At 55.1% G+C, this 12,970-nt stretch carries 11 protein-coding genes; 3 read left to right on the top strand and 8 right to left on the bottom strand.

What is annotated here, in order from left to right; translation table 11 throughout:
* Positions 1 to 271: 271 nt before the first annotated feature.
* The 4 genes from NST84_RS02390 to NST84_RS02375 form a co-directional block, all read right to left on the bottom strand.
* Positions 272 to 865 (bottom strand): xanthine phosphoribosyltransferase, encoded by a 594-nt coding sequence (locus tag NST84_RS02390; protein ID WP_342564074.1) that lies wholly within the window; start codon positions 863 to 865, stop codon positions 272 to 274.
* Between the two features lie 57 nt (positions 866 to 922).
* A complete protein-coding gene (locus tag NST84_RS02385; protein WP_342564073.1) occupies positions 923 to 1,228 on the bottom strand; it encodes a hypothetical protein in 306 nt (101 codons plus the stop codon).
* A gap of 42 nt (positions 1,229 to 1,270) precedes the next feature.
* On the bottom strand, positions 1,271 to 2,119 hold the full coding sequence (locus NST84_RS02380) for a helix-turn-helix domain-containing protein (RefSeq protein WP_342564072.1): 849 nt from the start codon (positions 2,117 to 2,119) through the stop codon (positions 1,271 to 1,273).
* An 85-nt stretch (positions 2,120 to 2,204) separates the two neighbouring features.
* The gene (locus tag NST84_RS02375) at positions 2,205 to 2,993 is read right to left on the bottom strand and encodes a zinc ribbon domain-containing protein (RefSeq protein WP_342564071.1); all 789 of its coding nucleotides are present in this window, start codon (positions 2,991 to 2,993) and stop codon (positions 2,205 to 2,207) included.
* Between the two features lie 254 nt (positions 2,994 to 3,247).
* Here NST84_RS02375 and NST84_RS02370 point away from each other — a divergent pair, with 254 nt between their 5' ends.
* A complete protein-coding gene (locus NST84_RS02370) occupies positions 3,248 to 3,622 on the top strand; it encodes a hypothetical protein (protein ID WP_342564070.1) in 375 nt (124 codons plus the stop codon).
* 257 nt (positions 3,623 to 3,879) lie between these two features.
* On the top strand, positions 3,880 to 4,554 hold the full coding sequence (locus NST84_RS02365; protein WP_342566330.1) for a GTP pyrophosphokinase family protein: 675 nt from the start codon (positions 3,880 to 3,882) through the stop codon (positions 4,552 to 4,554).
* A gap of 137 nt (positions 4,555 to 4,691) precedes the next feature.
* On the opposite strand, the gene NST84_RS02360 is transcribed toward NST84_RS02365, so the two are convergent.
* The 3 genes from NST84_RS02360 to NST84_RS02350 all read right to left on the bottom strand — a co-directional run bounded on the left by NST84_RS02360 (position 4,692) and on the right by NST84_RS02350 (position 11,556).
* The gene (locus tag NST84_RS02360; protein ID WP_342564069.1) at positions 4,692 to 5,444 is read right to left on the bottom strand and encodes a hypothetical protein; all 753 of its coding nucleotides are present in this window, start codon (positions 5,442 to 5,444) and stop codon (positions 4,692 to 4,694) included.
* 28 nt (positions 5,445 to 5,472) lie between these two features.
* Positions 5,473 to 8,562 carry a DEAD/DEAH box helicase gene (locus NST84_RS02355; RefSeq protein WP_342564068.1) on the bottom strand — a complete coding sequence of 1,030 codons (3,090 nt, stop codon included), beginning with the start codon at positions 8,560 to 8,562 and terminating at the stop codon, positions 5,473 to 5,475.
* A gap of 546 nt (positions 8,563 to 9,108) precedes the next feature.
* Positions 9,109 to 11,556 (bottom strand): TIM-barrel domain-containing protein, encoded by a 2,448-nt coding sequence (locus NST84_RS02350; RefSeq protein WP_342564067.1) that lies wholly within the window; start codon positions 11,554 to 11,556, stop codon positions 9,109 to 9,111.
* A gap of 199 nt (positions 11,557 to 11,755) precedes the next feature.
* On the opposite strand from NST84_RS02350, the gene NST84_RS02345 reads away from it, so the two are divergent.
* On the top strand, positions 11,756 to 12,514 hold the full coding sequence (locus tag NST84_RS02345) for a tryptophan-rich sensory protein (protein ID WP_342564066.1): 759 nt from the start codon (positions 11,756 to 11,758) through the stop codon (positions 12,512 to 12,514).
* A 71-nt stretch (positions 12,515 to 12,585) separates the two neighbouring features.
* Here NST84_RS02345 and NST84_RS02340 read toward each other — a convergent pair whose 3' ends face one another.
* Positions 12,586 to 12,966 carry a RidA family protein gene (locus NST84_RS02340; protein ID WP_342564065.1) on the bottom strand — a complete coding sequence of 127 codons (381 nt, stop codon included), beginning with the start codon at positions 12,964 to 12,966 and terminating at the stop codon, positions 12,586 to 12,588.
* Positions 12,967 to 12,970: the final 4 nt, after the last annotated feature.

The following is a 12,970-nucleotide window of genomic DNA, read 5'->3' as shown; positions in this document are numbered from 1 at the left end:
TGGAAATTCGCCATCTATTTCTCGCCCCAACTGCCGCGAATAGGAATTAGGTGGAAAAATGCCGCCTAATTCTGCCGATTTTACAACTAGATGATCACGCCTGCTCTTTCCCATCCTAATGCTGTCCTACATAGACACATAAGCACACGCAAACGGCGAAAGCCCCGCATAAGCTCTCTTCTACATAATAAAAAAAGAGGACTCCGGCCAACCAGCCCGTAGTCCTCTTTTTCAACTCTAAGTATGTGTCCCGCTTCCCGGCTTATGTGAACTAGTCCGCCTGTCCGTCCTCTTCTTCTACAAACGAGATGGCGCCGTTCTCCAATGAGGCGATGCGCACCAGGGATTCCACACGGTAGCCCGCTTCCTTGAGCAGCTTGTTGCCGGGCTGGAAGGCTTTTTCGATCACGATGCCGATCCCGGCTACGGTGCCTCCGGCCTGCTCCACGATCCGGGCCAGTCCGAAGGCCGCCTCTCCGTTAGCCAGAAAATCGTCCACAATCAGCACACGCTCACCGGGAGCGATGAACTTTTTGGAGACGGTGATGTCGTTGCTCTCTTTTTTGGTAAAAGAATAGACGGTTTCCACATAGATGTCCTCTGTCAGGGTCAGCGATTTCTGCTTGCGGGCAAAAATCAGGGGTACCTCAAGTGTAAGGGCCGTCATAATACCCGGAGCAATGCCCGAGGATTCGATCGTCAGCACCTTGGTAATGGCTTCTCCGGCAAAACGCCGGGTGAACTCACGTCCGACCTCACGCATCAGAAAAGGGTCCATCTGGTGATTCAGAAAAGAATCCACCTTGAGCACTCCCTGACCGAGAACAATCCCTTCATCCAAGACCTTGCGTCTCAATAACTCCATCTGTGCTCCCTCTTTTCTCTGCGGATTTAACGGGCACCGGCCCTCACGATCCCTAACCTACAGACCGGACGGCTTCTGCGGCAGCAGATTACCGACGATTGATTTCAGATCATGGTCTTCCTTGCTGCCCGGCTTGCCGCCGTCATAGCTTGTGATCCGGATTTCCGAATAGGACTCGCCGGCGTTAACCGGCTTGAAGATCAGCTTTTCGCGGTCAGCCAGCCGGACATTAAACTTCATGTCCTTGAACATCTCCACAAGCTCGTTCTCCCCCGGCACCTTGCCTTCCTCCAGGAACAGCAGACCCCGCAGCGACTTGGGGCCTTCGGGATGCTGCACATCAAAATGAACAATACATTCCACGCTTCTCACCTCCCTAGCATAGTCTCGCCCGGGCCTTACACCCTACTCTTCCGGGCTATTTCCGGACTCCTCAGGATCTGATTCCCTGTCTGTATCGTGATCCTTTTCATGCATCACATATTTACTGTAAATGCGGCTGTAGCGGTCACCGTAGCGTCTGGTCAGCGCAGCCCCCATGTCCTCCTCAAGCTCGAAGAGCACCATCTCCTGTGAAAAGTGGTTAAGCAGCAGCTCGACCAGCACTTCATGCTCGGTCACCACCGCCTGGGCCGTGCCGTCCTCATAGCGCATCCCCAGCATGCACCAGCTCCGGTCGATGACAAAAGAGAACTTTCTCCCGCCGCTCCGGCGCGGCTTGCCGCCAAGCGGCGGCCAGACCGGATAAGGTGCAGCAGCCGCGTTTCCGCCGTCAAAAGCCCACAGCAGCTTCACGCCGCGCCGCTCCGCCTGTTCCAGCTCGCTGCGCAGCAGGGAGGCTTCCTCCCGCCATACATCGACTACAATTTCCTTCTGGGCCAGATTCAGCTGGCGGGTGAGCGCACCAAGCATGTTGCGGTCCCCTTCAACATTGTAAAATGACGGGCTGACCGGTCCCCCGCGCGGCATTTCACTCTCCACAAAAGCCAGTGAGGCCTGAACCCGGCCGGAAATCATCGTAGCCAGCTCCTCCGGGTCCAGCACGCTGTAGCGGGCAGGCTCCCCTTCGCCGCAGCGTACATAACCCTGCTGTGTAAGGCGCTGAAGCGCCGCATACACATTGGATCTCGATACGCCCAGCTGTTTGGCCACTTCGTAGCCTGAAGCTTCTCCTTTGGTAGCGAGCTCCACCATAATTTTGGATTCCATCTCTGTGAACCCCAAATTGCGCAGATGCAGCAGCAACTGTTCCATCTATGTTGTCCTCCTAGTATGCCTATAAACTCAATCTGTGAATCTGCGGTTTGGTGTTACACGTTAGCGTACTGTACCTCTTAGCCTAGATTTGCTCAGAACCGCAGCGCGGGCACCACATTGAGCCCTTCGGCAGATCGGCCCGGCATATCTGGCATTTAACCATATCGCGCACACCGTCTTCGCTTTCGCTGTAGGTTGCCGCTTCCTCCGACAAACCTCCGCCCTTCCAGTCGCGGATGCGGCGGTCCAGCTCAAGCTGCCGCTCCCGCTCCCGTTCGAGCTCATCGGCCTCCCGGCGTTCACGATCATTTTCAGGGATATGCGCTGCTCCTGATCCTGCATAGTCCTGCGGCTCCGATTCTCTGGAATCGTACAGCACTTCAGTGTAAACCGTCCGCGGTTCCGATCTGAGCGCCAGCTCCTTCTCTTCTTCGGTCAACTCCTCTTCACCGTAGAATTCGTCTTCCTCATCCTCAGGAATAGTACGGATGGTTACAGCGGGAGCCTCTTTCTTGGGCGGATCCTCCAGCTTATGGCCGCATTTCGGGCAGAAGTTGGCGTCCAGCGCCACTACATTGCCGCATACGCACAGCCGTTCATTTTTGAGTTCAGCAATTCTGTGGCGAAGCTCATCAATCTGCTCCTGATGCTTCAGGCAGACCTTGGACAGCTCCACCATCTTGCCCTCAGCCTCGGACATATCCCGCGAACGGTAGCCCTCATAGAACAGCTGGCCCATTTTCATAAATTCGAGTTCCATCTCGCGTTCAATATCAGAAATATGTCCGTTCAGCTTACCGATTTCCACCGAACTTTGTGCCTTTTCACTCACCCGGCTGGCACTGTCCTTGATACGTTGCAGAAAATTCATCGTAGTTCCTCCCTCTCCAGATGAGAATAGATGATAATAGCCGTAAAGCTTCATAAGAAGCCTGTTTAGTGCACTGTACCGTAAAACGTGCTTCTATCATACCAAATGTCTCGAATAGATTCATTATTTGTCGTTCTGTGTATATTAGCAAGTAGAACCGGCTTCTCCGTCCTTCAAGGAAGGCGGTAACCGTTATCCTTAAAACAATTACCTGCAAGCAAACCTTAACCGCAAAAATGAGGGAGGGAATCAACTTGCCGGACGAACACCGGAAAAGTTACTTTGTATCTGTTAATCATGGACTGATCCAGGATGTACGCGGTGAATCGGGTGAATTTGAGGTACGGGTTACCCCTGATGAGCTGACGGTGCTCCAGGGGCTGCTTGATAACCTGGCAAGCGGGGACGAATATGCCTTCCGCCGTGCTGCCGTGCCTTACAAATCCGCCGATCATGATGAGGCTGCCGACCAGTTCGATGATGTGACTGTCCAGCTATACCAGTATCTTTACCAGGTAGGAAGCGGGGAGACACAGCAGATGATCAGTCAGCTTGGCGTTCTTCCTAAGCTTGCGAATACCGGGTATCAGGACAAGGGCTACGATGGAGGTTCACCTACAAATAAATAATGATTCCGGTCACTCTCTTTATCTCTGCTAATACGCCGCCGCGGAGAGAATGTTCCCGTTTTCTCATGTAACCGCTTCCCATAAACTATTCAGCTTTTGGCGGAGGTCAACGGGGGAGCGGGGGTTTGTTTTGCTTCCAGGGCCTAAAATCGGTTAAAATAAAACAGTCATAAATAATGAAACCCGGGAGAGTATCAGTGAAAGAAGACGATAGTACGCAAGCTACGCTGAATCAGCTGCAGGTGCATGTTAAGGATATGCAGCAGTGGCAGAACAGTGAGGATTTCGCCAGACAGGTTGAGGACTTTAAGACATTGCCTGCACTTTACCGCCATGCCCTGAATGAGCTTGAGAATAAGATTGATGTAGTTAAGACAGAATGGCAGGTCCGCGACGGCTACAGCCCGATCGAGCATGTCAAATCACGTATAAAAGAGCCGAAGAGCATCCTGCGCAAGATGGAACGCAAAGGGCACAAGTTCACTCTTGAAAATATGGAGCAGCACATTCATGATATCGCCGGCATGCGGATTGTCTGTGCATTTGTGAAGGATATTTACCGGCTGGTTGATCATCTCTGTGTCCGTGAGGACCTCCGGGTTCTTGAGATCAAGGATTATATCGCCCAGCCGAAGCCGAACGGATATCAGAGCCTGCATATCATTGTAGCTATCCCTCTGATCCTTCTGGAGGGGACGCGCTGGGTCAAGGCAGAGATTCAGCTGCGGACGCTGGCAATGGATTTCTGGGCCAGTATGGAGCATATTCTCTACTACAAATTCGACAAGCAGCTTCCCCCGCATGTGGCCGAGGAACTGAAGGAGGCCGCGCGCGCTGCTGACGAGCTGGACCAGAAGATGCTCCGCCTGCGCCGCGAGATTCTTGAGCTGTCGGAAGGAACCCGCCCCGCCGGTCAGCCGGCGGAGGAATAATACTGTCTTGTACCTTTACAGGTGGACCAGGTTGACTGGTAAAGGTACAAGACAGCACAAAGCAGATCAGCGTCCCTGGAGGGAGTCACGCTGATCTGCTTTTGTGGTGCGCTGCTCCAGGTATGGCCGGACCCGCGCTACAGCCTGCCCAGCTCTGCCGCCCGGCGCTGCGCCGATTCCGCCGCTTTGCGCATAATCAAAGCCAGGCCGTCACTTGCCTTGGGAGTATTCGGCAGCAGGTTCCGCCATTCCTCTGCAGGCCGGGCCACTGCCGCAGAAGCCGGAAACGGCCTTGCGGCAAGCTCATGGAACAACGGGCCCGGCTGATGCAGCGAGCCCTCGGCTGCGGCTTCCGCCAGCCATTCGCCGGTCGTTACGGCCGGACCCTTCCGCTCCAGCCTGGCCAGCTCTGCCGCCAGCACGCTGGCAGGTGCTGCACTGCCCTCGTCCTGCTGCGGATATTCCTCCTCTGACCAGAGGGCAAACACTCCGCCCAGCAGTTCCTCCTTACTCATCCCGCGCAGCTTGAATCCCAGCAGCGGCTCTTCCTGCAGCTGCTTTTTGACCCATTCCGGCAGCCCTGCTGTCTCTTCGCCGGAACCAGACTGTTCCAGCTCTGGAGGCAGGAGCTGAAGCTCAGCTATGCTGCCGTTTCTTTTTCCCTGCAGCAGGCCGTATAGCTCTCCAGGCTGCCCGGCAAGCTGCCGCAGCACTTCCTCCTTCTGCGCCGCTGACCACTGCGGAACCGCCCAGGAGAGGGCAGACTCTGTAACAACACCGCTGCTGCGGCTGCTTGCGCCGGCATCCTCTTCCCGCGCCATTCCCTGACCAGGCACCGCTTTTAGCATTCCCGGTTCAATTATAAGCCTTAATTCCGGCGGTTTGGCCATCGTTAAATCCCCCTTTACTTGCCGTTCACTACATCCAGTCCTGATCCTGCAGCTCAATCAGCTCCTGCAGCTCACGGTTGGACATTTCTGTCAGCCAGTTCTCCCCGGAGCCGACAACCTGCTCGGAGAGATTTTTTTTGCGCTCAATCAGCTCGTCGATCCGCTCCTCCAGCGTGCCCTGGCAGATCAGCTTGTGCACCTGCACATTTTTATGCTGGCCGATCCGGAAAGCACGGTCGGTTGCCTGGTTCTCCACAGCCGGATTCCACCAGCGGTCATAATGCAGGACATGATTGGCCCGGGTAAGATTCAGCCCGACTCCGCCCGCTTTGAGGGAGAGCACGAAGAATGCCGGCCCCTCGCCTTCCTGGAACGCATGGACCATTTCATCACGCTCCCGTTTGGGGATACCGCCATGCAGGAACAGCGGGGTTTGGCCATATCTTTTGGCAAGCCGGCTAACGAGCAGCTCTCCCATTGCTACATACTGGGTAAAAATCAGCGCTGACTCGCCAAGCTCGGCAATGCTGTCCAGCACCTCGAACATGACGTCCATTTTGCCTGACTGCTCACTGCGCCCGCTGCGCCCTTCTTCCTTGCGGAAGAGCTGCGGATGATCACAGATCTGCTTCAGCTTGGTCAGCGAGGAGAGGACCAGACCGCGGCGGGCCATCCCGGAACGTTCACCGATTACGCCCAGCATCTCATCCACTACACCTTGATACAGCGCCGCCTGTGTTTCCGTTAGCGGACAATACGTTTTCAGCTCCAGCTTCTCGGGCAGATCCTTCGAGATATCGGGATCACTCTTGAGCCTGCGCAGCAGAAACGGCGAAACCAGCCGGTGCAGCTCCTGCAGCCGCTCCCCGCCTTCCCCGGACACATAACGCTGACGGAAGGAATGATAGGAGCCCAGATACCCCGGATTCAAAAAGTGAAAAATCGACCACAGCTCACCCAGCCGGTTCTCCACCGGGGTCCCCGTCATGGCGATCCGGTATGGAGCAGACAGCTTCATCACACTCTGCGCCTGTTTGGTCCGGTGATTCTTGATATATTGCGCTTCATCCAGCACAACCGTAGACCAGCGCACCGCAGCCAGATCTTCACTGTCCCGGCCGGCCAGATGATAGGTAGTCAGTACAATCTCATGATTGCCGGCAAGCTCGGCAAATCCGGCCCCGCGTATCCGTCTTCCCCCGTGATGGATATGCACACTAAGTGAAGGGGCAAAACGCTGCAGCTCCCGCTGCCAGTTACCCAGCAGCGAGGTAGGGCAAAGAATCAGCGCCGGCTTCTTTCTGAATTCAGGCGGTGCAGTTAATGCACGGTCCATGAGGCAGGCGATGACCTGGATCGTCTTGCCCAGACCCATGTCATCAGCCAGACACACCCCGAAGCCCAGGCCGCTGAGTGCAGCCAGCCATTGGTAGCCTCTTTCCTGATAAGGCCGCAATGTTCCCTGCAAGCCTTGAGGCGCTGTCCGCACCGGAAGGTTTCGCAGAACATCTCCGTGCATGAGCGATGACAGGAGGCCGGAGGTCTCCATACCCGTAACAGACATGCCCTTCCAGAGCCGTTCTTCCCCATCTTCAGCTTCCAGGCGCATCCAGTCGGCAGCCGACATTTCCCCGCCCTCATGGCGTTTCATATACCGCAGCACCTGGCGGATTTCCTTGGGATCCACTTCAATCCACTCGCCCCTGAAGCGGACAAACGGCACTCCCGCCTCCACCAGGGCATTCAATTCCTCTTCACTGATTGTATTATCGCCAAGCGACGCTTCGATACGGAAGGAGATCAGCTCTTCCATCCCGAGCGAGGACTGCTCAGGGCCGTCCAGCCCGCCCTGCGGCGGCTGCATCTTCATCCGCATGCCGATCCGGCGCCGCCCTTCCCGGCTCCAGCGCGACGGCATCTGCACGGTGATGCCCCATTCACGCAGCTGCTGTACACTCTCTTTCAAAAAGAAATAGAGGCGCTCCGGCTCCAGCTCAGCTCCTGTCGGTGCAGGAACGTTCAGTGCCCCCTGAATATCAGGCGATATCCTAGCCGCACGGCCCAGCGCGCTCAGCAGCTGCTGCTGGATATTGCGGTACCGCTTGCCCCAGAGTGTAAATTCTCTCTCCGGGCTGCTCCAGATCGCTGCCGCCGGAAGCCAGAATTCGCCTTCCTCACGGCTCTCTGCCCAGAAGGTCAGCTGCCACAGCTCATTTTCGTCAGCCGGCGGCTCCAGACGCAGCCCCAGACTAAGCTGTCCTGTCTGCTCTTCCTCTGCCTGGGCACGCGGCATGCCGCCGGCAGCCGCCCCGTTCACCTCAGCCAGCAGCTCGGATACTTCGGCCGGTGTCCCCTGAACCGGAATCTCCCGGCTGCCCGTAAGCAGGCTGTTCCACCATAACTCCGTCAGCGGGGAATATCCGCGCCGGTAGTTTGCTTTATAAGGGCCAAGCTCACTTTCTGAGCCGGCAATGATTTTTTTGATCTCTGCAGTCATCACTGCCTGCAGGAAGGAATACAGCACATACCCGCCTGCATCTTCACGCGAAGTCAGATCACCCTCCTCGGCAACATGGGCTCCGAGTGCCAGCACCGGCATGGACGCCGCCAGCTGCAGGAAGAACTCCCTGTCTGCATCCTGACGGAATGCAGGGAACCAGCAGGCGGAAGCCGCCTGCTCCCCGCCGCGGCGCCGGGCGCCGATCGGCCGCGGCGGCATTGCGCCCGGCACAATTCCTCCGGTAGCCATCAGCTCCAGTGCAAACCGTGCAGCAGCCGCCCAGTAGCGCATTTCGCCTCCGGCTTCCACACCCTGGGCCCGGCATAGCTCATCGTCCCAGGCAAGCAGCAGGTCGAAGGCTTCCTTCGGCCCCAGCGCCAGTCCTTCGAGCGTGCGTCCCGGCATTCCGCGCCGTGCTGTTTTCCCCTCGGCTGCAGCTGCAACCGGATATTTCACTTCTGCCAGCCGTAGCGCAGCACCCGCAAAAGGACGCCCCCCGCCCCGGAATACCATCTTTTTGACCACGCGTGTCCACGCATCAACCTTGGGTTCCGAGGTTTCACCGGAGAAGCAAAATAATACGTCCCCTAGCCATATTGCATACAGATGCTTAATCATTGGTGATCTCCTGTCTTTAAGCAAACAGAAAGAGCCAGCCCGTCCCCTCCGGTGGACTGAATCCTTCTCCGCGAGATATAGATTTTGAACCGAAACATTTTCTTCATCCCTTCATCTTATACGAAAAAGCCGTGATTTAAAAATGTTTCTGCACATTTTCTGCAATTTTATATAGAAATTGAAATGTAGCGGGTCCAAACGGGCCTCCGTAAAGGGTAATTTGGATCAATTGGGATAAAATACAAACTTTATATCGGAGATAGCTGTGTCCATAGAGAAGGTCTGAACCAACCTCTGTGCTTCTGCAGGTTTTTTAGTTTGATGCCTTTATGAGTAATTTAAACCTGCAGCCCTCTCATCCCCCGCTCCCGCTGCCAACCAGAGGTAACACATCTTACCAGCAATCCTACAACCTTCGTTACCCATATTTCCCCTCCAACCAGCTCCTCTACTAAACTCGTCCTTTTACATACAATCCCCCGAACACAATAAAAGGGCTGCCTCCAAAAAAGGCAGCCCTCGCCCTACTCCAACACATCCAATCCGCTACTCGCCTGCTCTGATCCGCAGCTCTCCGCCGCCCTGCTCATCCGGAACCTGAACGATAATTGCGCCGCTTTTTCCGTTGCGGGCCCAGCCCTGGCGCCCTTCCTTCAGCTCATCCAGACTGATCTCAGACAGCCCGTCCACATCATCTGCAGCGAAGAACGGGTAGCACAGCGCGAAGCGCAGCATCTCCCGCGGCGGCTTGTAGGCATCACTCGTGTAAGACCAGGTCAGCAGTAGCCCGTCTCCCATCCCTTTTGCCTCCACAGTGATCTGTGAATATGCCCCTTTGCGGTAAGCAAAGCTGTGCCCGTCATCCTCATACAGTGAGAACGAGGCCGTGAAATCCTCCTCCGCCTTAGCCCCGTATAAGTGGAAAATAACCGTCTCCGCAGTTTCTTCCTGCGCATACTGCTTCAGCGGGCCCTCCGCTGTAAAACTTCCCGCCTTCACATACATCGGCATGATGTGCAGCGGCGCAGCTGCAAGAATATGCTTGCCGCCCTCATGCACCTCGCCGTCCCAATAATCCAGCCAGCAGCCTTCCGGCAGATACACCGAGCGGTGATCGGTATCCGGACGGTAGACCGGGGCGATCAGCACGTTATCTCCCAGCAGGAACTGGTCGCATAGATTGGTCACATGCGGATCACGCGGATATTCCAGAATCAGCGGCCGGATCACCGGCAGTCCGGACATTTCAGCTTCATGGAAAAGATTATAAATATGCGGCATCCAGCGATACCGCAGCCCGATGAATTCACGCAAAATCCCCTCGACTTCTGCACCGAACGACCAAGGCTCCTGGCGCAGTGTACCAATCGAGGAATGGTTACGGCAGTACGGGAAGAACACCCCCATCTGCGTCCACCGTACCAGTAATTGTGCCGATGTATGGTGGGCAAAGCCGCCGATATCCGGACCGGCAAAAGCCAGTCCCGACAGTCCCATATTAAGCACCATCGGAATCGCCATCGCCATATGCTCCCAGAAGCTGCGGTTATCCCCGGTCCACACTGCAGCGTACCGCTGGATGCCGGCATAACCGGCTCTGGTCAGCACAAAAGGCCGCTCCCCCGCCATATGCTCCGCCAGACCCTCATAGGTCGCTTTTGACATCATCATGCCGTACAGATTGTGGTATTCCTCATGGGTAACCGGACGCCCGTCATTGAAGTGCATCACATCGAGATCCATCGTTTTCGATTCGTTGAACACCGCCGGCTCATTCATATCATTCCAGATGCCCTGGATGCCCAGATCTGTGTAATATTTGTGCAGATCCCCCCACCACTCGGCAGTCCGGCTGTCACTGAAATCAGGGAACGCACTAATGCCCGGCCACACTTCACCGAAGAAAATATCCCCCTCCAGCCTGCGGCAGAAATGCTTGTTCAGGACACCTTCCTTGTACACCTCGTATTTCGGGTCTTTTTTGACACCGGGATCTACAATGGGCACGATGCGCACCCCAAGCTCACCCAGCTCAGCAATCATTTTAGCCGGATCAGGGAAATTAACCGGATCGAAGGTGAACACCCGGTACTCGTCCATATAATGAATGTCCAGATAGATAACATCACACGGGATATTCTTCTCACGGAAGGTCCGGGCCAGCTGCAGCACCTCCTGCTGATTCATGTAGCTGTAGCGCGACTGGTGATAGCCGATGGCCCACTTTGGCGGAAGAGCGATCCGTCCGGTGAGAGCGGTGTATCTTTTGACAACATCCTTTATCTCCGGACCGTTAATAAAATAAATATCGTAATCTCCCGTCGAGCAGCCGACTGTAAAAGCTACCCCGTGCGAACGCATGTCAAAATCACTGCGGCCCGTATTATCGAGGAACAAGCCATAGGTAAGCTCACCGTGCATGTGGATCAGCAGCGGAATGGATTCATACAGGGCTTCGATTTCCGGCAGGTGGGGAGCAAACACATCCGTGTTCCAGTTGGTATAACGTTCCCCGCGCTTATCCAGGAAGCTCGACTTCTCACCCAGCCCGTAAAAATGCGAATCCGGCTGCATATCATACTCCGCATGGCTGGCCCCGCGCGGGTTCCAGCTTGTCAGATTCTGCTGCATAATTACTTTTCCCGACAGATTCTCCACACGGATCATAAAGGATGTCTTTTCTATAATCAGCTTGATGCTGCTTGTCGTAAAAATTAGCTGGTCTTCATTCTCCTCCACCGGAAAAAGATGCGGGATACAGCTTTCTGCCAGTACAGCCGGCGTTGTCGTCAGATCCGGCACCTCACCGTGAAACAGCTTCATCCGGAAAGTCTCATCATTTAAAAAGAAAAAGGCGATGCCTGCACACTCACCGCGGACAATGTAAATACTCTCCGAACGCTCCCAGGATTCCACACTCCCCGGGGTATTCCAGGTTTCCGTCATGACCAGCGGGCCCATTTTTTCCGGGCGGATTGCTTCACTGCTCTCCATTTTCGCTTGCCCCCTCCTTACGTGCACCTTCTTGTAATAAATACATATTACCCTCACTTTACGGCAGGCTATCCGTTAATTTTATGACCTGCAGGTCATTTTTTTGCTAAAGTTAGTCTGAATTGCAGATAAAGCGGGTATATTCTATTTAGGTCAAGACCTCACATAAGAAAAATACGAAGCTGGGAGTGAATTCATTATGACACGTAACAATCCGTTTAAGTGGTGGAATCTGCTGTTCTTCCTCGGGGTTATCCTGGTTAACACCCTGTCTGTAGCACTGCCGCTTGGCGGCAACAGCACCGGTGAAATTTCCGACAAATATCATACTTACCTTACTCCGGCCGGCTACGCTTTTTCCATCTGGTCACTCATTTATCTGCTGCTGGCCGGGTTTGTTATCTACCAGTTCCGCTCCGGCACCGGCTCCAGGGATTCGGTACAGTCCATCGGCATCTGGTTCATCCTCAGCTGTATTTTTAATATGAGCTGGCTGATTCTGTGGCATTATTTATACATCGAGCTGTCACTCGCCGCAATGGTGCTGCTGCTGGTGTCCCTGATTGTCGTTTACCGCAAAACCAGACTGATCGACCGTCCGACCACGGGCGAAAACTGGCTGATCCGCCTGCCGTTCAGTATCTATCTCGGCTGGATTTCCGTCGCCACTATTGTCAATGTATCTGTCGTGCTGAAAAAGAATGACTGGGGCGGGTTCGGCCTGGACGGTACGGTATGGGCGGTGATTATGCTGATTGTCGGCACTCTGCTTGCCGTACTGGTCAGCTACCCGTACCGTGACAGCATCTTCCCGCTGGTGTTTGTATGGGCCTTTATCGCTATCGCCCTGGAGCAGCGGGATACAGAGAATGTCTTCCTCACCGGTTCCATTGCCGCCGGCCTCCTCCTGCTGTACAGCCTGTGGCTGACGCTTACGCCGCGGCGCAGAACAGCCTAACCTGCGAAAGCCTGCCGGCACAAAAAACCCGCAGTCCCGGTTTAACCGGTTCAGCGGGTTTGTCTTGATTCTTATTTCTTGCGCGCTACTGCTTCGATCTCAACCAGACCGTCTTTAGGCAGGCGGGCAACCTCTACTGCACTGCGGGCCGGATAAGGCTCAGTGAAGAAAGTGCTGTACACTTCGTTAACAGCAGCAAAGTCGTTCATGTCCTTCAGATATACTGTGGTTTTTACAACCTGATCCATCGATGCGCCGGCTTCCTCCAGAATCGCCTTTACATTGCTGAGTGACTGGCGGGCCTGTTCCTGAACGCTTCCTGCCAGTTCTCCGGTTTCCGGGTTTAAGCCAAGCTGTCCGGAAGTGTATACCCAATTGCCGGCTGCGATAGCCTGGCTGTACGGTCCGATTGCGCCTGGTGCCGCTGTTGTCGCGATTTGTTTCTTACTCATTATC

The organism is Paenibacillus sp. FSL R7-0345, from assembly GCF_038595055.1.
Lineage (GTDB): Bacteria > Bacillota > Bacilli > Paenibacillales > Paenibacillaceae > Paenibacillus_AQ.
This window is presented reverse-complemented; position numbering and strand designations above follow the sequence as displayed.

Excerpts from the sequence above, each read along its gene's own strand:
- NST84_RS02390 (WP_342564074.1), bottom strand. The coding sequence starts at position 865 with ATGGAGTTATTGAGACGCAAGGTCTTGGATGAAGGGATTGTTCTCGGT.
- NST84_RS02380 (WP_342564072.1), bottom strand. The coding sequence starts at position 2,119 with ATGGAACAGTTGCTGCTGCATCTGCGCAATTTGGGGTTCACAGAGATG.
- NST84_RS02375 (WP_342564071.1), bottom strand. The coding sequence starts at position 2,993 with ATGAATTTTCTGCAACGTATCAAGGACAGTGCCAGCCGGGTGAGTGAA.
- NST84_RS02365 (WP_342566330.1), top strand. The coding sequence starts at position 3,880 with ATGCAGCAGTGGCAGAACAGTGAGGATTTCGCCAGACAGGTTGAGGAC.
- NST84_RS02360 (WP_342564069.1), bottom strand. The coding sequence starts at position 5,444 with ATGGCCAAACCGCCGGAATTAAGGCTTATAATTGAACCGGGAATGCTA.
- NST84_RS02355 (WP_342564068.1), bottom strand. The coding sequence starts at position 8,562 with ATGATTAAGCATCTGTATGCAATATGGCTAGGGGACGTATTATTTTGC.
- NST84_RS02350 (WP_342564067.1), bottom strand. The coding sequence starts at position 11,556 with ATGGAGAGCAGTGAAGCAATCCGCCCGGAAAAAATGGGCCCGCTGGTC.
- NST84_RS02345 (WP_342564066.1), top strand. The coding sequence starts at position 11,756 with ATGACACGTAACAATCCGTTTAAGTGGTGGAATCTGCTGTTCTTCCTC.
- NST84_RS02340 (WP_342564065.1), bottom strand. The coding sequence starts at position 12,966 with ATGAGTAAGAAACAAATCGCGACAACAGCGGCACCAGGCGCAATCGGA.